Raw genomic sequence first — 19,765 nt, 5'->3', positions numbered from 1 at the left:
CGCGTTACGCCTGGGCGCCTTCGGCCTGCTTCTGCGCGATGCGGCGCTTGATCAGGCGCGCGCGCTGCGACAGTTCGGCGGTTTTTGCCTTGGCGAGATAGGCATCGAGCCCGCCGCGATGCTCCACAGAGCGCAGGGCGGCTGCAGAAACGCGCAGGCGGAACTTTTCGCCCAGCGTCTCACTCATCAGCGTCACCTGGCACAGATTGGGCAGGAAACGGCGGCGGGTCTTGTTGTTGGCGTGGCTGACATTGTTGCCGGCCATGACCGCCTTGTTCGTCAGTTCACATGCGCGCGACATGGCATTCACCTTCGATCGTCTTGCAATTGTCGGATCCGTCAGCGCAAAACGGCCCAGACGCCCCAATTCCGGAAACCGGACGCGGCAATGGACCTGGCGCATTGCGGAAAAGTCGCCGCTCTATAGTGTTTGCGCGGCTGGCCGTCAATGCCGTTCGTTCAGCCGCCGTTCAGCCGGCCGGGGCCATATCCGTCCACACAATCGGCTCATTGCTGACCCAGCAAGGCCGAAGGGACAGTAAAGGAACGGGACCACATTCATGCGACGCATCGTCTCCGCCGCATTGGCCGTCTTGGCGGTCACAACAATCAACGCAAATCACGCCCGGGCTGCCAATTACGCATCGGAATATTCCGTATCGGCCTTCGGCCTTCGCATCGCCTCTACAAGCTTCCAGTCGACCATCGATGGCAGCAGCTACACGGTGAACGCGACGATGCGGGCGCGCGGCGTGGCGCGGCTGTTCACCACCACGGCAGGCACGCTCAACGCGTCCGGTGCGATTGGGGGCGGCACAGTCCAGTCCGGCAAATTCGATGTCCGCTACACCGACAATGGGCGCGACAAGCGCACGTTGATCGCCTTTTCCGGCGGCAGGGTCACCTCGGCCAGCAACACGCCCGCCGTCACAAAGGGCGATGACTGGATCGAACCGACGCCGGCGCAATTGTCGGGGGTTCTCGATCCGATCGGCGCCATGCTGGTTCCGGCGCCGTCCCTGCGGCAGGTCTGCGCCCGCACCATCAGCACCTTCTCGGGCGCCCTGCGCGCCGATCTCAAGATGAGCTATCTGCGCACCATCCCGTTCTCGGCCACCGGCTACAGCGGCGATGCCGTTACCTGTCGGGCCCAATTCGTTCCGATCGCCGGTTTCAACCGCTCCAAGCGCGAGATCAACTGGATGCGCGACAAGGGCCGCATCGAGATCAGCTTCGCACCGGTCGGCCAGACGGGCCTTTTTGCGCCGGTCAAGGCGCGGGTGAAGATCGACGGGGCCACCGTCAATGTCACCGCGACGCGCTTTGAACAATTGACAAACTGACCGCCCGCCCCGAAACGGCGGGGCATGGACGCAGCCAGCCCAACGACCAGACCTGCTTCATCCCGGCATCGCAATCTGGCGACGCTTGCCGGGTTTCTGGCGGTGGTCATGTGGGGTTTTCTGGCGCTTCTCACCGATGCGACGGGCGCCATGCCGCCGTTCCAGACCGCGGCCATCAGCTTTGCGGTCGGCACGCTTGTCGGCCTCTTGTGGCACGCATCGCGCCGCGGGCGGCAAAGATTGTGGCCGGCGGACGGCCAATGGCTCGCCTATGGCCTCGGCAGCATCGGCTTGTTCGGTTATCACGCTCTTTATTTCGCCGCCCTGAAGGCGGCGCCGGCCGTCGAGGCGAGCCTGATCGCCTATCTCTGGCCGCTTCTGATCGTCGTCGGCAGCGCGCTTCTGCCCGGCGAACGGCTGCGTTGGTATCACATGGCCGGCGCGCTTCTGGGCTTTACCGGGGCCGCGCTGATCGTCACGCGCGGCACGTCACTCGCCGTCAATCCCGAATTTGCCGGCGGCTATGCGCTTGCCGTTGCCGCCGCGTTCACATGGGCCGGCTATTCGCTGGTCGCACGGCGCTTCGCCGCCGTGCCGTCATCCGCCGTGATCGTCTTTTGCGCCGTTGCCGCGCTGCTTTCGACACTCGGTTGGTGGCTGCTTGAACGTGAAACCGCCGTCTGGCCGCTCGATGCGACCCAATGGCTGGCCGTCATCGGTCTCGGCCTATTGCCGGTCGGCGCGGCCTTCTACGTCTGGGATTACGGCGTCAAGCATGGCGACATACAGCTCGTCGGCACCTCAAGCTATGCCGCTCCGCTCCTGTCGACGCTCATTCTCATCGCCGCCGGCCGGGCCGAGGCCGGCTGGGCGGTTCTGGTTGCCTGCGTTCTGATCACCGCCGGTGCCCTGCTCGCCGCCCTTTCGACCATCGGCCGGCGGACTGTGCCATGACGCAAGGCCTGTTCGCTGCCGCCTTGGCGTTCGCCGTCGCCTATCTGTTCATGCCGGTTGGCCGCCGCACCCTGGCGCGCGCCATTGTCAAAACCGTGCCCGTCTCCTTGTTCGCCATCGTCGCCGCGCTGGCCGGAGCACCGGTCCTTCTGGTGGCCGCGCTCGTGCACAGCGCCGCCGGCGATCTGCTCCTGGCCTTCGCCCGGCCCGCCACGGATGATGACGGTTCGGCTGATCCTGCATTCCTCTCGGGGCTGATCGCCTTTCTGGCCGGGCATGTGATCTACGTCTTGCTGTTCGCGCAAACCCGCTTCGGCGGCCTGCCGGCCTTTTCCTGGCTGATTGCGGTCATGATGGTCGGCGTGGCGCTCATCCTGGGTCGGATCCTGTTTCGCCATGCGGGCCCGCTGCGCTGGCCGGTCATGGCCTATGTCGGAGCCATCCTCGCGATGGGCCTGACGGCGCTGCTGACGGGGTCCTGGCTCGTCATTGCGGGCGCCGTGCTGTTCATGGCGTCCGATGCGATACTCGGCATGGAGAAGTTTGTGATCGCGCCCGACGACGAGGCAAGGCGCGCCTTCACCGGACCGGCGATCTGGGTGCTCTACGTCGCCGCTCAGTTCGCGCTTGTTTCAGCGTTTGTCTGATCCGGCGGCAGGCCGCGGCGTGGGCCGCCAGTCCGGCGGCGCCATCTCGAAAGTGGCAAAATCGAAGCCCGGAGCGACGGTGCAGCCGACAAGCGTCCACGCGCCGAGCGATGTGGCCGTCTGCCACCATCCCGCCGGAACCACGATCTGCGGCCGCTCGCCCAGCGCCAGATTGATGCCCAGCCGGTGCGCCTCGGCGTCATGACCATTCGGGGACAGCGTGATCACCAGCGGCGCGCCGGTATAGAAATGCCAGACCTCCGCAGCATCCAGGACGCGATGCCAATGCGAGACATCGCCCGCCTCGAGCAGGAAATAGATGGCGGTCGATGCGCCACGCGCGCCATATCCGTGCGAAACCGCGTCGCGGAACGTCTCGACGAAATGGCCGCCTTCCGGATGCGGCTGCATGCCGAGAAGCGCGCGGATGTCGGCAGCGGAAAGATGGTCCATCAGAAGCGATCCTTGCGCGCCCGCAATTCGGCGAAGACGGCCACATCGTCGGCGTCCATCATGCCCAGATGCGCGCGAATGCCGGCATCGCCGGTTCGCAGGAACGGGTTGGTGGCAAGTTCGCGCTCCAGCGTGACCGGCAGCGTCGGCAAGCCCTCGGCACGTAGCGCCTCGACCTGATCGGCGCGGACTTTCAGCGCATCATTGTCCGGGTCGACCGACAGCGCGAAAGCCGCATTCGACCGCGTGTATTCGTGACCGCAGTAAAGATGCGTCTGCGGCGGCAGGGCCTTGAGCTTTTCAAGCGAAGCGAACATGTCGCCGGCGCTGCCCTCGAACAGCCGACCGCATCCCAGCGAAAACAGCGTATCACCGGCAAAAAGCGCATTGGCCTGCGGGCAGTGGTAGTTGATTTGGCCCAGCGTATGGCCCGGCGTTTCGATCACCGAAAACGTCATGGACCCGGCCTCGTAGACATCGCCTTCGGCCAATTGCTCGTCGAGCATGCCGATCGCGTCCGCCTCGGCTTTGGGGCCGGCAATGGTGCAGCCATACGCGTCCTTGAGCGGTTTGAGGCCGTCAATGTGATCGAAATGCTTGTGTGTGACCACAATGTCGGTCAGTTTCCAGCCGCGCCGCGAAAGGGCGGCTTGGATCGCCGCCGCTTCCGGCGCATCGATCGAAACCGTCCGCCCGGTCTCCGCGTCATGCAGCAGAACGCCGAAATTGTCGGACAGACAGGTAAACTGTTCGATCTCGATCATGATGCATGTCCTTCCGATCCGCGTTGCCCTGGCCGCACAAATGCGGTTTTCTGGCGCCGCGTCAATGCGAGGGGTCGCGCCGAACCATGCATACCGACATTGTCGAACTGCGCGCCTTCTACCATTCGGCGCTGGGCAAGCGCGCCAGCCGCGCCATCGGACTGGCCCTGTCGCGCATCTGGAAGCCGATGCCCAATGAGCGGCTCGTCGGTCTCGGCCACACCCGGCCATGGCTGGATCGTTTCGCGCCCGACACCGAACGCACGCTTGCCTTCATGCTTGCGGCCCAGGGTGCGGCACGCTGGCCTCGCACCGGACCGTCAAGGACCGCGCTCGTCTTCGACGAGGAACTGCCCCTGCCCGATTCCTCGATCGACCGGATGCTGCTGGTCCACGCGCTCGAACATGCCGAAAATCCGCGCGAGACCCTGATGGAGATATGGCGCGTTCTGGCACCGAACGGACGGCTCCTCATTGTCGTGCCCAATCGGCGCGGCGTCTGGGCGCAGATCGAGCAGACCCCGTTCGGCAATGGCCGCCCGTTTTCGCGCGGCCAGCTCGTCAAGCTGCTGCGCGATGCCAACTTCACCATGACGGCGGAAACCGAAGCGCTGTTCTTTCCGCCGTCGCGCCGGTTTCTCGCGCTTCGACTGTCGACCCGGCTCGAGGCATGGGGCCTGCGGCTTTGGCCGGTCTTTGGCGGCGTGCTGGTCATCGAGGCCCAGAAGCGCCTTTATCAGGGTCTGCCGGTGGCCGAGCGCCAGTCGCGCCGCGTCTTCGTTCCGGCTTTGGCGCCGCAGGGCTCGGTTGCTGGCCGCGACGCCAATGGCTGGCACCGTTTTGCAATTGCCGGGCCGCGCGACTAAGACGGCGCAATATGACGAGACCGACCAAACATGGCTGATGCGCCTCCCAATCCACAGCGCCTGACCGAACTGCGCGCCAAGATCGACGCGGTCGACGAATCCATGCATGCACTCCTGATGCAGCGCGCCGGCGTGATCGACGAACTGATCCGCATCAAGGGCGCCGATCAGGCCAAGGGCGCCGCCTTCCGGCCCGGCCGCGAGGCGCAGATGATGCGCGTTCTCGCCGAACGACATTCCGGCTCGGTGCCGCTGTCGATGATCGTCCATGTCTGGCGCGAGATCATCTCGACCTTCACCTGGCTTCAGGCACCCTATCGCGTGCATCTGGTCGGCGGCGCTAAACCCGCAACGATGCGCGACATGGCGCGGTTCCAGTTCGGTTTCACGGTCGCAATGGAGGAACACGAGGATGCGGCGGGTGCTATGGACGCGGCGATGGCTGAACGGAACGCGCTCGTCATCGTGCCGCTCGAAGGCGCGGGCGCCTGGTGGGACGCGCTCGATTCGTCGAGCGGGCTGTCGGTGATGGCGCGCCTTCCGGCTGCGGACGTGCCGTTTCCGACCGTCGATTCATTCGTTCTGTCGCCGCCCCTGTCGGACCCCGTCCCGTTCGACCTGCGGCTCTACACCGGGCTCCTGAAAAGCGTCGACTCGCTTGATCGATGGACCGGCGGCGAGGTCATCGGGCACGGCAGCGAGGGTCAGCGCTGCCTGATCGCGATACCAGCAGGAGGCAGCGCGCCGCACGATCTGCTCGACATACGCGCCGCCGGGGGCTATTTCGCGCCCGCGCAAGCCATGGACAGTTCAGCATGACCCAAACGGACCGCTCGATACCGCAACCCAATGATGGCGTAATGCAAATCGCCGCCTATGTGCCGGGCCGAGACAAGGCCGCACCCGGCGTCAGGCTGCACAAGCTATCGTCCAACGAGACACCGCTCGGCGCGAGCCCTGCGGCCATCGAGGCCTACAGGCAGGCGGCCGACACTCTGCAGATCTATCCCGACGGGTCTGCCGCCGCGCTGCGCACGGCCATCGCCAACGTGCACGGGCTCAACCCGGACAACATCGTATGCTCCAACGGCTCGGATGAACTTCTCGGCCTTCTGGCATCGACCTATATCGGCCCGGGCGACGAGGGCATTTTCACCGAACACGGGTTCCTCGTCTACAAAATCCAGATCCTGGCCGCCGGCGGCACGCCCGTGGTCGTGCCGGAGACCGATCACCGCGCCGACGTGGACACCATTCTTGCCGCCGTCACCGAGCGAACGAAAATCGTCTTTCTGGCCAATCCGAACAACCCGACGGGCACCTACCTCTCCGACGCTGAAGTCCGGCGTCTTCATGCGGGACTGCCGCCGCATGTCGTCCTCGTGCTCGATGCGGCCTATGCCGAATATGTCCGGCGCAACGACTATGCGTCGGGAATCGAGTTGGTCTCGGCCAACCGCAATGTCGTGATGACGCGGACCTTCTCCAAGATCCACGGCCTTGCCGCCCTGCGCATTGGCTGGCTCTACGGACCTGCGGAGATCGTCGACGCGCTCAACCGCGTGCGCGGCCCGTTCAACGTAAACGCTCCGGCCATCGCTGCCGGGGCAGCGGCGATCGCCGACCGCGCCCATGTCGACAAGGCCATTGCGCATAACGACACATGGTTGCCGAAACTGACCGAAGCGTTCGAGGCCCTCGGCCTGAAGGTCACGCCCAGCGTTGGCAATTTCGTGCTCATCCACTTCCCCGACGACGATCCGGACCGCAGCGCGGCAGCAGCCGATGCCTGGCTCGTCCAGCGCGGCTACGTGCTGCGCCAGGTCGTTCCCTACGGCCTGCCAAACGCGCTGCGCATGACGATCGGCACCGATGAGGCCAATAAGGGCGTGATCGAGGCGCTGACCGCCTTCATGAAGCGTTAGCGATGACCGACCAGACCAAACCCATGTTCGGCCGGATCGCGCTGGTCGGCATCGGCCTGATCGGCTCGTCGCTGGCCCGCGTGGTCCGCAGGGAAAAGCTGGCGGATCATATCGCGATCTCAACACGCAGCGCTTCGACACTGCGGCGGGCCGAGGAGCTTGGGCTGGGCGACAGCTATCACACCGACGCGGCCGAAGCGGTCGAGGGCGCCGACCTCGTCATCGTCTCGGTTCCGGTCGGCGCGTCGGGCACCGTCGCCCAAGCCATCGCCGGCGCGCTCAAGCCTGGCGCCATCGTCACCGACGTCGGGTCCACAAAACGGTCGGTCATCGACCAGATGGCGCCACACGTGCCCCATGGCGTGCACTTCATTCCAGGCCATCCGATCGCCGGCACCGAGTATTCTGGCCCCGATTCCGGTTTTGCGGCGCTGTTCGAGGATCGCTGGTGCATCTTGACGCCGCTGCCGGATACCGATGCCGCAGCGCTCGACAAACTCAAGGCGTTCTGGCGCGCCTGCGGCTCCGATCTCGACGAAATGGACCCGGACCATCACGACCGCGTTCTGGCGGTCGTCTCGCATCTGCCGCAACTGATCAGCTACAACATCGTCGGCACCGCCTCCGATCTGGAGACGGTCACCGAATCCGAAGTCATCAAATATTCCGCGTCCGGCTTCCGCGACTTCACGCGCCTTGCCGCATCCGACCCGACCATGTGGCGCGATGTCTGCCTGCACAACAAGGAAGCGATCCTCGAGATGCTGGCGCGCTTTTCCGAGGATTTGGCATCGATGCAGCGGGCGATCCGCTGGGCCGACGGCGACAAGCTGTTCGACCTGTTCACGCGCACCCGGCACGTCCGCAAGTCGATCATCGAGGCCGGCCAGGATGTGGAAGTGCCCAACTTCGGCCGCCAGAGCGCAAAGCGCGGCGAGTCACAGACCTGAAGACAGGTCGAGCCGAACCGGCGGGATACGGCCGAGCGGCAGGAACCCCGCAAAGACACGGCCTTCGCGCACGGTGAATGACAGCGACAGTTCATCATCGGGCATCGATGCCTGCCGGGGCGCGGCAGCAGCAAGCGTCTCGATCTGCGGCGCAAGCTCCGGAACGATGTCGCGCGCGGCAGCGAGCACGCCGGGCACATCGACGACCCTGACCGAGAAATCGCCGCTGATCAGACCGTCCGGCGACAGGCGGAACGGCCCCTCCACGATCACGCCGCGATCGTCGGTCAGAAGCAGCGCCACACGGTTGATCATACCGCTCCCGGCGGCGACCGGACCGGCTGACCATGTGGATGCCCAGTCCTCAAGCCGCAGATCGATATCGAGCCCGACCGGCGGAAGAGCGCGCCCGCCGACCAGAGCAGGGTCGATGGTCAGCGCGCGCGGACGCATCGCCACGTCCATGGCGGCTCCCTGTTCGCGAACATAGAGCCCCAGGCGGTCAGCCCGCGCCAGCTCGCCGATCCCATCGAGGCCGACACGGATATCGTCCGCCTCGAACGCCACCATCCGTTCGTTCACCGGCGCAGTCGCCGCATTGATCCGCCCGACCGACCAGTCGAGTCGGTAGGCCGTCCCCGCCGCGTCGTAGATGGTGACGGGACTGTCGATTTCCGCAACCACGCGGCGCGGATCGTAGACCTGAGCCGCCGAGCGAACCGCGCCGCCGCTGGCCACAAAGGACCCGTCCGCCGCAGCCACCTCAAAGGCGTCGCAGAAGACGCCGATCCGGAACGGAAAGCCGCGCACATCCTGTCCGGGGCAGGAAAAGCGCAGCGATGCGCGCTCGTCATTGGCCGACGCGGTCACCGTCCGGTCGACCATGTCCGCCGCCCAGAACCAGCCGGCGGAGTAGAGGACGATGGCGGCAATGACAGCGGTCATCAGCCAGCCAATCCGCCGCCCGGCATTGTAAGACGGTTTTTTCACGGCTCCGCTCATGCTAGCTGCAACCTTCCTTCGCGAACGACGAAACGAACGCGGCGCTTATGAACCAATTGTGGATATTCGGCTATGCGTCATTGATGTGGCGGCCCGGCTTTTCCTTCGCCGAAAGCCGGCGCGCCCGGCTGGTCGGCTATCACCGGAGCCTTTGCATCCGTTCCTTCGAACATCGCGGTACGCGCGAACGGCCGGGCCTGGTCATGGGGCTGGACCGGGGTGGCGCCTGCGTCGGTGTCGCCTTTCGCGTGATGCCGGATGATGAAGACACGGTGATGTCCTATCTGCGCGAGCGCGAACTGATCACCCATGTCTACAAGGAGCGGCGCAGCCGCATCGTGCTTTCGGATGGTCAGGCCGCCGAAGCGGTCACCTATGTCGCCGACCGCACCCATGAGCAATATGCCGGCCGGCTGAGTGTCGCGGAAGCGATCGACCGGGTGTGCGGCGCGGTCGGACAGGCCGGGCCGAACGAAGACTATGTGCTGAACACCGCCGCGCACATGCGCGAGATGGGCATTCGCGACCGTTGGATCGAAGCGGTTGCCGACGGCATCAGGCAGCGTCTGGATCGGCGGCCCGCCGCGCCTTGATCGCATCGAGCCGGGCCTGGGCCGTCGGCGGCAAGGGCGGCGGGTTGGGCCCTTCGACGGCGCGCAGCAGAAGCCGGTCGCATGCCTCCTCGGTGCGCCGTTCCAGTTCGGCCATGAAGGCGGACCGCGAAAGACCCGGCGGGATCGGATCGAGCACCTCGACCTCGATCAGGCCCGGATGGCGCAGAAACTTGCGCCGCGGCCAGTAGAGCCCGGCCATGTGGGCAATGGGCACCACCGGCACGTCAAGCTTCTCGTAAATATGGGCAATGCCGCTCTTGTAGGAAGGCTCGGCGCCCGGCGGCCGGCGCGTGCCTTCCGGATAGATGATGATCTGGCGCCCGTCATCGACGGCCTGCTGCGCGCTGGCATTGATCGACCGGATCGCCTGTTCGCGATTGCCGCGATCGATGGCGATCATCTTCATGCGCGCAATGTACCAACCGAACAGCGGGATCCACATCAATTGCCGTTTGAGAATGTAGATCGGGTCCGGCCACCAGGGCAGGAAGGCGATCGTGTCCCAGGCCGACTGGTGCTTCGGGGCGATGATGTAGCCTCCCTCGGGCAGTTTCTCGCGCCCGCGCACAATGTGATCGGTGCCGGCGATGACCTTCATCAGCCACAGATGGGTCCGCGACCAGAAGCGGACGATCCACCATGCAAAGCTGCGCGGGCCGAGAAAATAGAACGGCGTCCAGAAGATCATCTGGACGACATTGTTCGCGTAGAAGGCCAGGTTGAACAGANCCCGCATGACGGCTAGAAGGAAAGGGTTCGCGCCCGTGCCACCAGATATTTGGCGTATTCGCCGAGCAGCACCCGGTAGCGGTCCATCGATGCCGCCAGATCGACCGTCTCCGGCTTCATGTTGACGACCGGATAAGCCACGATCTCGACGTCGGGCAGGGCGTTCCGCATCTCAAGCATCGAGCGCGGCACGTGATAGTCGTTGGTCACGACGATCAGGCTGGCGTAGCCGTTCCGCTGGGCCCATGCGGCACTGCTCCTGGCATTGCCCTCCGTGTCCAGCGCCTCTCGATCGATGTCGATGCAGCATTCGAAGAGATCGGCGTCGATATCCAACGTGCGCCGCAGCGTGACATCGCTGATGTCCGCATCGACTCCGCTGATCAGAAGCCTTGCACCGCGCTGTTCGCGCAGCAGCGTCACGGCCGGCTCCAATCGCGCCCGGCCGCCCGTCAGGACGACGATCGCATCGGCAGAGACCCCAGCGGGCGGGTTCTCGGTCTGCCCGCCGACACGCGCGGCAAAAATGAAGAAGCCGACCACGGTGGCGATCAGCGCCAAAGCCGCCATGGCAACAAGGAAGTCGCGCACACGGTACAGGCGCCCGGCACCGCGGCTCGCCCGGCGCTCGAGCACGCCGGCCGCCTTGTCGATGTGTTCGCTTTCCGACATGTGTCGAATCCTAGTGGGCAATTGCGGCGTGCGGTAGACCAAAAACCATCGCCAAGGCCCCCCGACACACGCCATCACCGGCATTTTGCCGCCATGTCGGACCTCTGCCGGCACCGGAGCGGCTTCAAAGCGACGGATCGGCGCGTTTCTCGTCGATCTCGTAGAGAACCCGCAGAACCGTGACGCGGGTGGTTACCATGGTCAGCGCGCCGACCAGAACCACCACCAGGGCCACGCCGACATAGGCGATGGCGCCCATCGAGAAATCGCCGAAAAAGGCGGACAACTGCTCGTTCTCGGCGCTGGTCAGATTTCGGCTCGCCCAAAATCCCGTGACGAGAAAGACCGCCACCGCCGCGGCACCGCCGGCGGCCGCGCCCTGCAAGCCGATGACCAGAAAGCGGCGCTCGAATTGCCGCGCGATGAACCCGGCGCGCGCGCCGACAAAGTGCAGAACCTCTATGACCTCGTGATTGCCGGCCAGCGCGCCGCGCGTGGCAAAGACGACGGTCATGACCAACGCGGCCATCACCAGGGCCAGGACAGCGAGGCCGGCCAGTGTCGTTGTGCGCGCCATCGCCACAAGCCGTCCCACCCAGGCCCGGTGATCGTCCAGCGTTGCATTGGGCACGGCTTCCGTGATCGCCGCTCGCATAGCGGCAAAATCCGGCGGCGCCGTCTCGTCGATGGTGATGACGACGAGGCGCGGCACCGGCAGCTCGTCAAGTCCCAGCCCGCTGCCCAGCCACGGCTCCAGCAGCCCCAGCGTTTCCTCCCGGCCGATGATGCGCGCCGAGCGCACCCCTTCATAATCGGCTGCGATCGCTTGCGCCTCGGCCAGCGCGGTCTCGATGTCGAAGTCGCGCGCAGGCCGGATTTGAACCGTCGCCTCGCGCGAAATCTGGCTTTGCCAGGTCGCCGCGCTCTGGCCGACCAGTGAGACGCCGCCGACGGTCAGGCAGGCGAGGAAGGACATGATTGCAACGACCAGCGCCATCGCCTGACCGGCAATGTTGCCCGGCGGTACGATCGGCGAGGCCGGCGGCGACCTGTGGTCCTGATCGCTCATCCGAACACATCCAGATGCCCATTGGAGAGGATCATCCGCCGTGCATCCACCTGTTCCATAAGGCCAAGGTCATGGGTGGCGATGACCACCGCCGTGCCCGAGCGGTTGAGCTCGATGAACAGACGCAGAAGTCGCCGTGCCATGGGCGGATCCACATTGCCGGTCGGCTCGTCGGCGAGCAGGATTTCGGGCTGGTCGATCAGTGCGCGGGCAATGGCCACGCGCTGCTTTTCACCGCCCGACAGCACCGGCGGCAGCGCATTGAGCTTGTCGCCCAGCCCGACCCAGTCAAGCAGTTCGCTCACATCGCGCCGGTAGCTGGCCACTTCCTTGCCGCGCACCCGCAGCGGCAGGGCGACGTTTTCGAAGATCGTCATGTGGCTCAGAAGCCGGAAGTCCTGGAACACGACACCGATCCGGCGCCGCAGCATCGGCATCTCGCGGCGGTCGAGCGACAGCACGTCCTTGCCGAACAAGGTGATCTGGCCGCGCGTCGGCCGCAGCGACATGAACAACAGGCGCAACAGGGAGGTCTTTCCCGCACCGGACGGACCGGTCAGGAACTGGAAGGACTGCGCCGGAATGTGAAACGACACATCGGACAAAACCTCCGGCTCCAGCCCGTAGCGCAATCCCACATTGTCAAATCTGATCAAACCGCACCGCTCGCGAATCGCCTTTTGCGCCTGTGCCAGCAATAGTGCGCCCGAACCGTGATGGAAACAGGCCGCCTCGGGCGGTTCCGGTCAGCGCGCCTGCGCCGTCAGGATCTTCACCGCAAATGCGCCGAACACGCCGGCAAACAGCCAGTCGAATGTGCGGGTGACGCGCGGCCGGGCGCGCAGCGCGGCGGCGAACCGGTCGGCGGCGAAGATCATCGGCAAGATGATCGGAATGGCGACCGCGAGAAAGAAAAGGCCGAGAAAAAGCAGTTTGCCCGGCGCATGCGGGTCGTTCGCCGAAACGAACTGCGGCAGGAACGTCAAAAAGAACAATGCGATCTTGGGATTGAGGATGTTGATGCCGATACCGGTGAGATAGTGGCCCACCAACGATCCCGCCCGGGCGTTCTTTCCTGTACGGGGCGAGAATGACGAACCGTGCCGGATCGCCTGCCATGCAAGCCAGATCAGATAGACGGCGCCGATCACCTTCAGCACCAGGAACGCCGTCGGCGCCGCCACCAGCAAGGCGGAAAGGCCCAGCGCCACGAGCATGGTGTGCACCAGAATGCCGGTCACCGCGCCGGCAAAACAGGCCAGTCCCGCCGCGCGCGAATGAGTGATCGCCCGGCCGACATAGAGCGCCATGTCCGGCCCCGGCGTGATCGCCAGGACGACCGCGGCCAGCGCGAACTGCACCAGGATGGTCGCATCGGGTATGAAATCGCTCATCGGTCGTCAATCTTGGTTGATCCGGCGCGGCATTCAAGGCCGGACCAGCCCGCAAAGCAACCCGGAACTTGCAACGGGACCGGAGCCGAGCCGCCGGATTTCCCCCTTCGGCGAACTTGCGCCCCGACGGAAACCCAATATGGTGCGCGCCGGCACGCAAGGCGCCGCCGACCATCGCACTTTTCACGGAACTTCCATGTCCATCGACCTGAAGAACATCAACAAGGTGGTGCTTGCCTATTCCGGCGGGCTGGACACCTCGATCATCCTCAAATGGCTGCAGACCGAGCTGGGCGCCGAGGTGGTCACCTTCACCGCCGATCTCGGCCAGGGCGACGAACTCGAACCGGCGCGCCGCAAGGCCGAAATGCTCGGCATTCGCGAGATCTACATCGAGGATCTGCGCGAGGAGTTCGTGCGCGACTTCGTCTTCCCCATGTTCCGGGCCAACGCGGTCTATGAGGGCGTCTATCTTCTCGGCACGTCGATCGCACGACCGCTGATTTCCAAGCGGCTGGTCGAGATCGCCGAAGAAACCGGCGCGGACGCCATCGCCCATGGCGCAACCGGCAAGGGCAACGACCAGGTCCGCTTCGAATTGTCGGCCTACGCGCTTGATCCGGACATCAAGGTCATCGCGCCGTGGCGCGACTGGGCCTTCAAGTCGCGCACCGATCTGATCGACTTTGCCGAAAAGCACCAGATTCCGGTGCCCAAGGACAAGCAGGGCGAGGCGCCCTTCTCGGTCGATGCCAATCTTCTGCACTCCTCCTCCGAGGGCAAGGTGCTCGAAGACCCTTGGGCCGAGCCGCCCGAATATGTCCATATGCGTTCGGTCTCGCCGATGGACGCGCCGGACCGGCCGACCGATATCGAAATAACCTTCGAAAAGGGAGACGCCGTCGCGCTCAATGGCGCGGCCATGAGCCCGGCGACACTGCTCGCGGCGCTCAACGATCTGGGTCGCGACAACGGGATCGGCCGCATCGATCTGGTTGAGAACCGCTTCGTCGGCATGAAGTCGCGCGGCGTCTATGAAACGCCCGGCGGCACGATCCTGCTGGCCGCGCACCGCGCCATCGAATCGGTGACGCTCGATCGGGGCGCCGCCCATCTCAAAGACGAATTGATGCCGCGCTATGCGGAGCTGATCTATAACGGTTTCTGGTTCTCACCGGAACGCGCCATGCTGCAGGCTGCGATAGACGAAAGCCAGACGCGCGTGGAGGGCACGGTCCGTCTCAAGCTCTACAAGGGCAATGTGATCGTCACCGGCAGGAAGTCCGACGCTTCGCTCTACGACGACGCGCTCGTGACCTTCGAGGACGATCGTGGCGCCTACGACCAGAAGGACGCGGCCGGTTTCATCCGACTGAACGCCTTGCGCCTGCGCACGCTTGCCGCGCGCGACCGCGGCACCTGAGACGGCTCGGGGCCGGTCGATGACCAGGGGCGATCCGAGCAATCTCCAACGGCCCGCTGCCGAGAAACAGCCAACCGTGACGTCGGCCAACATTCGCTCGCGCCGCCAACGGCTTGTCCGGCGCGCCGCCTTTTTCAGCGTCGCCGTCATCGCCGGCGCCCTGTTGCTGACATGGCAGTGGATCAATCACGATCCCGCCCCGGCCGTGCTCACCGTGGCGACCGGTCCCGCGGGCTCGGATGCCCACACGCTGATGCGCGAGACCGCCGAGGTCATCGAACGGCATTCCGAAACGCTCCGCCTCGATGTCGTAACTTCCCGCGACGCCTCGCAGAACATCGCGCTCCTGAACGCCAAGCGCATAGATGCGGCGGTGATCCGCGCCGACACACCTGTCTTCACCGACATTCGGGGTATCGCCCATCTCTATCCGGACCTGTTTCACCTGATCGTCCGGGATGACGTGTCCGCCTATTCAATCCACGATCTTGACCGCATCAGCGTTTCGATCCCGGATTTCGACACGGCCAATTTTCGCTCCTTCTGGGTCGTCGGCGACCATTACGACCTGCCGATCGGCGATCTGGACTGGACGGCCGAACCGTTCGTCGATGGCGCCGGCAGGCTGCTGCGCGGCGATGTCGACGCGCTTTTCGCGGTCCGGTCGATGCGCGACCGGCAATTGATCCGCATGTTCGAGGATGCCCAGCTCACCGGACTGAAACTGCGCTACATCCCGATACGACAGGCCGATGCGATCGCCGTCAAACGACCGTTTCTGGCTCCCGCCGCGGTACCGATGGGCGGTTTGACGGGCGCATTGCCGGTCCCGACCAGCCGCACTCCGACGCTGAGCGTCGCCCGCGTTCTTGTCACCCGCTCCGATGTGGATGCTGCGGCGGTCCGCGAACTGACCCGCATCCTGTTCGAACACCGGATGGACTTGACGATCCGCTTCGCGCTGGCCTCGGCCATCACCGCGCCCGACACGACACGCGGCCTTTCTGTGCCTTTGCATGAAGGGGCCGAGGCGTTCTTCAACCGGGATGAGCCGAGCTTCGTTCAGGAAAACGCCGAGCCTCTGGCGTTGCTCGTAATGATCATGACGGGACTGATCTCGGGCATGTTGGCGCTCCGGTCACGTTTCGTCGCCAACCAGAAGAATCGCGCCGATGTCTACAATTACCAGCTGCTCGACATTCAGGAGCGGGCGGCGAAAGCCGCCGACCGTGCCGAACTGTCCACGCTGAAAGACGAACTGAACGCCGTTCTTCATACGGTGGTCCGCGCGCTGGATACCGACGAGGTGACCGACGAGGGCTTCCAGTCCTTCTCGCTTCTTTGGGAAGCGGTGCGCGAAACCATCAATGATCGCGCGGCAGCGATCGGTTCAGATACCGATCAGCCCGTGCCGGCGCGCAAGACCGGCTGATCTGTCCACAGAGGGCGGCGGCGCAGATCGTTGAATTCAAAAGACGATGGTCACCCGCGCCGGGTTTTGCACAGCCGTCCACATCCCCGAAATGCGCCGGACTCGACATACAACTCCTGTTGCGAGAGTATTCATACAGGCAATCGGGAAGTGATCTTTCAAAGGAATGCGGATCGATTGTTCCAGTCCTTCGGGACTTGGCGGCTTTTGCTTTCGAGTGGAAGTCGAGGGTTGTTTGCGGGCGAAAGTTCCAAGCAATTCTGATCGACGATCGTGTTTTCGGACATGGTTGTCTAGCGCCAGCCAGGGCGTGAATAAAATACATCCGGTGGAGCCTTCGGGCAAAGTCGGAGCGGTGCGGAAGGCTTGATCCTCGCGATCGGGCATTCCGGTTCTGCGGGACGGCCGGCACGGATGCCGACCGCCGCGAGGCGGGCAGGCCGAAAGGCCGGTTCGGACCCGGAAAATGCAGGGGGGCGGGAGCTTAGGCGACCGCCTTCCTCATTTGTGCGCCGGCAGCACCCGGCGGACGCTCATCTTCCCAAATGCTTCCCGTCTGCATATATGAAGTTTTCCGCAACCGAGCAGTGTTGGGTGTAACCGGCGGCGCCATGGGCATTTACGACCCCACGACAGACTGGAAGGATCGCTTCGCGCCGGGCCTGGCCGAAGTCGAGCAGATTGCGCGCGAGGCCTATGCCCATCTACCTGCCGAGTTTCGTGCCCTGACCGGCGATGTGCAGATCCGCATCGCCGAGTATCCGACCGAAGAGATCGCCGACGATCTGGGGCTTGAGACGCCGTTCGACCTTTTGGGCCTGTTCGAGGGCCGCGGCATCGCCGAACTGTGGAACCCGGCAACCGGGGATCAAGCCAACCGGATCACCCTCTATCGCCGGGCAATCCTCGACTATTGGGCCGAGAACGACGAAACGCTGGGTGACATCGTCACCCATGTCCTGATCCATGAACTCGGCCACCATTTTGGTCTTTCCGACGACGACATGGCCCATATCGAGGCATCGGCGGGCTGAAACGAAGCTGCCTCATTTAAGGCCGGACAAGGCGCCGCCGACGATCTCGCGCAGCAGCTTGCGCTTCATCGCGGCTTCGAAATCGGCAAATCCGTTGGCCACCTCCATGAAGGCGCCCGGTCCGAACAGCACCTCGTTGCGGTAGTAGGCGACGGGATCGGGGTCGGCCCCGGCAATCACCAGAGCATTGACCTGCACACCATCGAACGGGAAGTTGGCATAGGCAGGGCCGGGGCCGAACCCTTCATTGTTGACGCCATCGCCCGAGACGTCGATGACATGGCGGACGCAGCGCAGCGGGGCCGCCCCGAATCGGCCGGCCGCATGGCCCAGCGCATAGCCGAGCGCGGTTGGAAACGCGGTGTGGCGCCGGCGATGCGCCTGCAGCCGGTCGGCGAGCGCGAAAACCGCACCATCGCTTGCCAGATAGGTCCAGGGAACGATCTCGACCTGCTGGCGGCGGCCGCTCCATTCGAAGGCCGTCACCTGTATGCCGCCGACCTGCACGATCGCGCGGCGCACCGTCTCGTCGCGCAGCGCATTGGCCAGACCGTCCATCTGCAGCCGGTAGTCGCGCTCATCGACGCTCGACGAGACATCGACGGCCAGAACCAGCGACAGGGCACATTGCGGCTGCGCCTCGGCGTTTGATCCTGTCCAGACGCCCAGCGCCCAGGCAAGGACCATCACGAGGCCGAAACGGCCGGCATGATGCCACAGAGCAGACGCCGCGTCGGTCACAGATTGCCCAGTTTCAGCACCGGATCGTAGTCGTGGCCCGGCACGTCCTTGGTCACCGCCTGCCCGCACCGCATCTGCGCGGCAACGGGGTCGAATGCATAGACCGGGTCGCCGCAAAGCTCCCATCCCTTGCTCAGCGCCTCGGTCACCTTGTGGCAAAAGGCGGAATCGTCAAATCCGGTCAGCAATCGATAGGCTTTCATGGGCTCTCACTCCGTTCCCTTTGTGCGGCCGCAGCGGCGCGCGCGAGCAGCCGCTCGGCCTGTTTCAGATGCAAAAGCTCGGCCATCGACCCTTCGAACGCGATGACGCCCTTGCCGGCATTGTCGTCCGACGCGAACGCGGCGACCAGCCGCCTGGCCCGTTCAATGTCTTCGGCGGCGGGCGCGAACGCAGCGTTGGCCGGCGCGATCTGCGCCGGATGGATCAGCGTCTTGCCGTCGAACCCCATTTCCGCGCCCTGCCGGCATTCCGCCGCACAGCCCGCCGCGTCCTTGTGATCGTTGAAAACGCCGTCGAGAACGCAAGCGCCGCCGGCTTTTGCCGCCAGCACGATCTGCATCAGCCAGGCGTGCAGGTGCTGCCGCGCCGTGGCGCCGGCCATTCCGGCCTCCTTGGCCAGATCGTTGGTTCCGACGACCAGGCAGTCGAGCCGTGCGCCCGATTGCCGGGAAAGATCGGCGATCGCCGGTGCGTTCAGCACGCCGCGCGGCGTTTCTATCATGGCCCAGAGGCGCATCGTCTCCGCTGCATCGGTTTCGTCCAGCGCATCGGCCACGGCAAGAACGTCCGCGACATCGTCTGCCTTGGGGATCAGNGCGGATCACCCGCTCCCTGTCCGACGCCGGGAACGCAGCGAAATGGGCGCGCACCGTCTCCCGCGCATCGGCTTTCGCCCCGGGCGCGACCGCATCCTCGAGATCGAAAATGATGGCGTCGGCGGCCAGCGTCTCTGCCTTGGAAACGGCGCGGGGCCGGTCGCCGGGCACGTAAAGAACGGAGCGTCGAAGCTGCGCGCGGTCGAAATCGGTCATGGCTTCTTGTGCCGCCGAAGGACACGGTCGCGCAAGTCCCCGCTCATGTGCGCCGGCGCTTCATTTTTCCGCAACGCTTTGCTAAGCGGTGCGCGAACGAACGCACAGAAGAAGACCCATGGAAAAGTTCGACAAGCTCACCGGTGTCGCCGCCCCGTTGCCGATCATCAACATCGACACCGATATGATCATTCCCAAGGACTATCTGAAGACGATCCAGCGCACCGGTCTCGGTCGCGGCCTGTTCTCGGAGATGCGCTATCGCGAGGACGGATCGGACAATCCGGACTTCGTTCTCAACAAGCCCGCCTACAAGGACGCGACGATCCTGGTCGCCGGCGACAATTNCGAGCTTCGCCGACATCTTCTACAACAACTGCTTCAAGAACGGAATCCTTCCGGTCGTCGTCACGCCCGAAGAGCTCGAAAAGCTGCTCGATGATGCCGGTCGCGGCGCCAACGCGACCCTGTCGGTCGATCTGGAGGCGCAGGAAATACGCGGGCCGGACGGTGGTGTCATCCGTTTCGACATCGACCCACACCGCAAGCACTGCCTTCTCAACGGGTTGGACGACATCGGCCTGACGCTGGAGAAGGCCGCAGCCATCGACAGCTTCGAAGGCACGATGAGCGCAGAACGTCCCTGGACGTGAAACGGTGGCCAGGGCCGGTGGGCAAGCATCGCGCCGGTCTTGTTGATTGACATTGCCGCGACCAAG

Annotated in this window: 23 protein-coding genes and 2 pseudogenes; 12 read left to right on the top strand and 13 right to left on the bottom strand. The window is 64.8% G+C overall.

Going from position 1 to position 19,765, the window contains the following annotated elements; all coding sequences use genetic code 11:
• Positions 1 to 4: 4 nt before the first annotated feature.
• Positions 5 to 301 carry a 50S ribosomal protein L28 gene (gene rpmB, locus DEM25_RS05865; protein ID WP_109768973.1) on the bottom strand — a complete coding sequence of 99 codons (297 nt, stop codon included), beginning with the start codon at positions 299 to 301 and terminating at the stop codon, positions 5 to 7.
• A 259-nt stretch (positions 302 to 560) separates the two neighbouring features.
• Here rpmB and DEM25_RS05860 point away from each other — a divergent pair, with 259 nt between their 5' ends.
• From DEM25_RS05860 to DEM25_RS05850, 3 genes are read left to right on the top strand one after another with little or no spacing between them, the layout of a single operon-like run.
• Positions 561 to 1,343 (top strand): DUF3108 domain-containing protein, encoded by a 783-nt coding sequence (locus DEM25_RS05860; RefSeq protein WP_120222647.1) that lies wholly within the window; start codon positions 561 to 563, stop codon positions 1,341 to 1,343.
• A gap of 24 nt (positions 1,344 to 1,367) precedes the next feature.
• On the top strand, positions 1,368 to 2,297 hold the full coding sequence (gene yddG, locus DEM25_RS05855; protein WP_109768314.1) for an aromatic amino acid exporter YddG: 930 nt from the start codon (positions 1,368 to 1,370) through the stop codon (positions 2,295 to 2,297).
• Entirely contained in the window at positions 2,294 to 2,944 is a 651-nt protein-coding gene (locus DEM25_RS05850) for a lysoplasmalogenase (protein ID WP_109768315.1), read from the top strand. The genes yddG and DEM25_RS05850 overlap by 4 nt, the downstream gene beginning before the upstream one ends.
• On the opposite strand, the gene DEM25_RS05845 is transcribed toward DEM25_RS05850, so the two are convergent.
• Both DEM25_RS05845 and gloB read right to left on the bottom strand, forming a co-directional pair.
• The gene (locus DEM25_RS05845) at positions 2,930 to 3,397 is read right to left on the bottom strand and encodes a cupin domain-containing protein (RefSeq protein WP_196780278.1); all 468 of its coding nucleotides are present in this window, start codon (positions 3,395 to 3,397) and stop codon (positions 2,930 to 2,932) included. The two genes, DEM25_RS05850 and DEM25_RS05845, sit on opposite strands and share 15 nt — an antisense overlap.
• Positions 3,397 to 4,161 (bottom strand): hydroxyacylglutathione hydrolase, encoded by a 765-nt coding sequence (gloB, locus tag DEM25_RS05840; RefSeq protein ID WP_109768317.1) that lies wholly within the window; start codon positions 4,159 to 4,161, stop codon positions 3,397 to 3,399. Before gloB ends, DEM25_RS05845 begins: the two co-directional genes overlap by 1 nt.
• An 86-nt stretch (positions 4,162 to 4,247) precedes the next feature.
• On the opposite strand from gloB, the gene DEM25_RS05835 reads away from it, so the two are divergent.
• From DEM25_RS05835 to DEM25_RS05820, 4 genes are read left to right on the top strand one after another with little or no spacing between them, the layout of a single operon-like run.
• Positions 4,248 to 5,027, top strand: a complete 780-nt coding sequence (locus DEM25_RS05835; RefSeq protein ID WP_109768384.1) for a class I SAM-dependent methyltransferase — start codon at positions 4,248 to 4,250, stop codon at positions 5,025 to 5,027.
• Positions 5,028 to 5,057: 30 nt separating this feature from the next.
• Positions 5,058 to 5,846, top strand: coding sequence for a chorismate mutase (locus DEM25_RS05830; protein WP_109768318.1), 789 nt, complete (start codon positions 5,058 to 5,060; stop codon positions 5,844 to 5,846).
• Positions 5,843 to 6,952, top strand: coding sequence for a histidinol-phosphate transaminase (hisC, locus tag DEM25_RS05825; protein ID WP_109768319.1), 1,110 nt, complete (start codon positions 5,843 to 5,845; stop codon positions 6,950 to 6,952). The genes DEM25_RS05830 and hisC overlap by 4 nt, the downstream gene beginning before the upstream one ends.
• 23 nt (positions 6,953 to 6,975) lie before the next feature.
• Positions 6,976 to 7,902: a prephenate/arogenate dehydrogenase family protein gene (locus tag DEM25_RS05820; protein WP_109768385.1), complete on the top strand. Its 927-nt coding sequence runs from the start codon at positions 6,976 to 6,978 to the stop codon at positions 7,900 to 7,902.
• Here DEM25_RS05820 and DEM25_RS05815 read toward each other — a convergent pair.
• Complete coding sequence (locus DEM25_RS05815; protein ID WP_158585178.1) at positions 7,891 to 8,892, bottom strand: DUF2125 domain-containing protein; 1,002 nt, start codon at positions 8,890 to 8,892, stop codon at positions 7,891 to 7,893. The two genes, DEM25_RS05820 and DEM25_RS05815, sit on opposite strands and share 12 nt — an antisense overlap.
• A gap of 59 nt (positions 8,893 to 8,951) precedes the next feature.
• Here DEM25_RS05815 and DEM25_RS05810 point away from each other — a divergent pair, with 59 nt between their 5' ends.
• The gene (locus DEM25_RS05810; protein WP_109768321.1) at positions 8,952 to 9,497 is read left to right on the top strand and encodes a gamma-glutamylcyclotransferase; all 546 of its coding nucleotides are present in this window, start codon (positions 8,952 to 8,954) and stop codon (positions 9,495 to 9,497) included.
• On the opposite strand, the gene DEM25_RS05805 is transcribed toward DEM25_RS05810, so the two are convergent.
• The 5 genes from DEM25_RS05805 to DEM25_RS05785 form a co-directional block, all read right to left on the bottom strand.
• Positions 9,460 to 10,254, bottom strand: a complete 795-nt coding sequence (locus DEM25_RS05805; protein WP_120222646.1) for a lysophospholipid acyltransferase family protein — start codon at positions 10,252 to 10,254, stop codon at positions 9,460 to 9,462. The two genes, DEM25_RS05810 and DEM25_RS05805, sit on opposite strands and share 38 nt — an antisense overlap.
• Positions 10,255 to 10,259: 5 nt before the next feature.
• The gene (locus DEM25_RS05800; protein ID WP_158585177.1) at positions 10,260 to 10,919 is read right to left on the bottom strand and encodes a YdcF family protein; all 660 of its coding nucleotides are present in this window, start codon (positions 10,917 to 10,919) and stop codon (positions 10,260 to 10,262) included.
• Between the two features lie 124 nt (positions 10,920 to 11,043).
• Positions 11,044 to 11,988 carry a cell division protein FtsX gene (locus tag DEM25_RS05795; RefSeq protein WP_109768324.1) on the bottom strand — a complete coding sequence of 315 codons (945 nt, stop codon included), beginning with the start codon at positions 11,986 to 11,988 and terminating at the stop codon, positions 11,044 to 11,046.
• The gene (gene ftsE / locus DEM25_RS05790) at positions 11,985 to 12,644 is read right to left on the bottom strand and encodes a cell division ATP-binding protein FtsE (protein ID WP_109768386.1); all 660 of its coding nucleotides are present in this window, start codon (positions 12,642 to 12,644) and stop codon (positions 11,985 to 11,987) included. The genes DEM25_RS05795 and ftsE overlap by 4 nt, the downstream gene beginning before the upstream one ends.
• A gap of 90 nt (positions 12,645 to 12,734) precedes the next feature.
• On the bottom strand, positions 12,735 to 13,382 hold the full coding sequence (locus tag DEM25_RS05785; protein WP_109768325.1) for a LysE family translocator: 648 nt from the start codon (positions 13,380 to 13,382) through the stop codon (positions 12,735 to 12,737).
• 196 nt (positions 13,383 to 13,578) lie between these two features.
• On the opposite strand from DEM25_RS05785, the gene DEM25_RS05780 reads away from it, so the two are divergent.
• On the top strand, positions 13,579 to 14,805 hold the full coding sequence (locus tag DEM25_RS05780) for an argininosuccinate synthase (RefSeq protein ID WP_109768387.1): 1,227 nt from the start codon (positions 13,579 to 13,581) through the stop codon (positions 14,803 to 14,805).
• A 76-nt stretch (positions 14,806 to 14,881) separates the two neighbouring features.
• The gene (locus DEM25_RS05775) at positions 14,882 to 16,237 is read left to right on the top strand and encodes a TAXI family TRAP transporter solute-binding subunit (protein ID WP_158585176.1); all 1,356 of its coding nucleotides are present in this window, start codon (positions 14,882 to 14,884) and stop codon (positions 16,235 to 16,237) included.
• Positions 16,238 to 16,273: 36 nt separating this feature from the next.
• On the opposite strand, the gene DEM25_RS17575 is transcribed toward DEM25_RS05775, so the two are convergent.
• A complete protein-coding gene (locus DEM25_RS17575) occupies positions 16,274 to 16,624 on the bottom strand; it encodes a hypothetical protein (protein WP_147393278.1) in 351 nt (116 codons plus the stop codon).
• A gap of 224 nt (positions 16,625 to 16,848) precedes the next feature.
• Here DEM25_RS17575 and DEM25_RS05770 point away from each other — a divergent pair, with 224 nt between their 5' ends.
• Entirely contained in the window at positions 16,849 to 17,271 is a 423-nt protein-coding gene (locus tag DEM25_RS05770; RefSeq protein WP_109768327.1) for a metallopeptidase family protein, read from the top strand.
• 12 nt (positions 17,272 to 17,283) lie between these two features.
• Here DEM25_RS05770 and DEM25_RS05765 read toward each other — a convergent pair whose 3' ends face one another.
• From DEM25_RS05765 to DEM25_RS05755, 3 genes and pseudogenes are all read right to left on the bottom strand, one after another.
• Entirely contained in the window at positions 17,284 to 18,012 is a 729-nt protein-coding gene (locus DEM25_RS05765) for a DUF1194 domain-containing protein (RefSeq protein WP_245412772.1), read from the bottom strand.
• Positions 18,009 to 18,215, bottom strand: coding sequence for a DUF1737 domain-containing protein (locus tag DEM25_RS05760; protein WP_109768328.1), 207 nt, complete (start codon positions 18,213 to 18,215; stop codon positions 18,009 to 18,011). Before DEM25_RS05760 ends, DEM25_RS05765 begins: the two co-directional genes overlap by 4 nt.
• Positions 18,212 to 19,046 (bottom strand): annotated as a pseudogene (locus DEM25_RS05755) (HpcH/HpaI aldolase/citrate lyase family protein). Before DEM25_RS05755 ends, DEM25_RS05760 begins: the two are co-directional and overlap by 4 nt.
• Before the next feature lie 118 nt (positions 19,047 to 19,164).
• On the opposite strand from DEM25_RS05755, the pseudogene leuD reads away from it, so the two are divergent.
• Positions 19,165 to 19,699, top strand: a pseudogene (gene leuD / locus DEM25_RS05750) (3-isopropylmalate dehydratase small subunit).
• Positions 19,700 to 19,765 lie beyond the last annotated feature (66 nt).

It is taken from the genome of Oceaniradius stylonematis, assembly GCF_003149475.2.
Lineage (GTDB): Bacteria > Pseudomonadota > Alphaproteobacteria > Rhizobiales > Rhizobiaceae > Roseitalea > Roseitalea stylonematis.
The sequence above is the reverse complement of the archived record's forward strand: the minus strand, read 5'-3'. Positions and strand labels throughout refer to the sequence as shown.

Coding starts and splice junctions, on each gene's coding strand:
- rpmB (WP_109768973.1), bottom strand. CDS start 301: ATGTCGCGCGCATGTGAACTGACGAACAAGGCGGTCATGGCCGGCAAC.
- DEM25_RS05860 (WP_120222647.1), top strand. CDS start 561: ATGCGACGCATCGTCTCCGCCGCATTGGCCGTCTTGGCGGTCACAACA.
- yddG (WP_109768314.1), top strand. CDS start 1,368: ATGGACGCAGCCAGCCCAACGACCAGACCTGCTTCATCCCGGCATCGC.
- DEM25_RS05850 (WP_109768315.1), top strand. CDS start 2,294: ATGACGCAAGGCCTGTTCGCTGCCGCCTTGGCGTTCGCCGTCGCCTAT.
- DEM25_RS05845 (WP_196780278.1), bottom strand. CDS start 3,397: ATGGACCATCTTTCCGCTGCCGACATCCGCGCGCTTCTCGGCATGCAG.
- gloB (WP_109768317.1), bottom strand. CDS start 4,161: ATGATCGAGATCGAACAGTTTACCTGTCTGTCCGACAATTTCGGCGTT.
- DEM25_RS05835 (WP_109768384.1), top strand. CDS start 4,248: ATGCATACCGACATTGTCGAACTGCGCGCCTTCTACCATTCGGCGCTG.
- DEM25_RS05830 (WP_109768318.1), top strand. CDS start 5,058: ATGGCTGATGCGCCTCCCAATCCACAGCGCCTGACCGAACTGCGCGCC.
- hisC (WP_109768319.1), top strand. CDS start 5,843: ATGACCCAAACGGACCGCTCGATACCGCAACCCAATGATGGCGTAATG.
- DEM25_RS05820 (WP_109768385.1), top strand. CDS start 6,976: ATGTTCGGCCGGATCGCGCTGGTCGGCATCGGCCTGATCGGCTCGTCG.
- DEM25_RS05810 (WP_109768321.1), top strand. CDS start 8,952: ATGAACCAATTGTGGATATTCGGCTATGCGTCATTGATGTGGCGGCCC.
- DEM25_RS05800 (WP_158585177.1), bottom strand. CDS start 10,919: ATGTCGGAAAGCGAACACATCGACAAGGCGGCCGGCGTGCTCGAGCGC.
- DEM25_RS05795 (WP_109768324.1), bottom strand. CDS start 11,988: ATGAGCGATCAGGACCACAGGTCGCCGCCGGCCTCGCCGATCGTACCG.
- DEM25_RS05785 (WP_109768325.1), bottom strand. CDS start 13,382: ATGAGCGATTTCATACCCGATGCGACCATCCTGGTGCAGTTCGCGCTG.
- DEM25_RS05780 (WP_109768387.1), top strand. CDS start 13,579: ATGTCCATCGACCTGAAGAACATCAACAAGGTGGTGCTTGCCTATTCC.
- DEM25_RS17575 (WP_147393278.1), bottom strand. CDS start 16,624: ATGCCCGATCGCGAGGATCAAGCCTTCCGCACCGCTCCGACTTTGCCC.
- DEM25_RS05770 (WP_109768327.1), top strand. CDS start 16,849: ATGGGCATTTACGACCCCACGACAGACTGGAAGGATCGCTTCGCGCCG.
- DEM25_RS05760 (WP_109768328.1), bottom strand. CDS start 18,215: ATGAAAGCCTATCGATTGCTGACCGGATTTGACGATTCCGCCTTTTGC.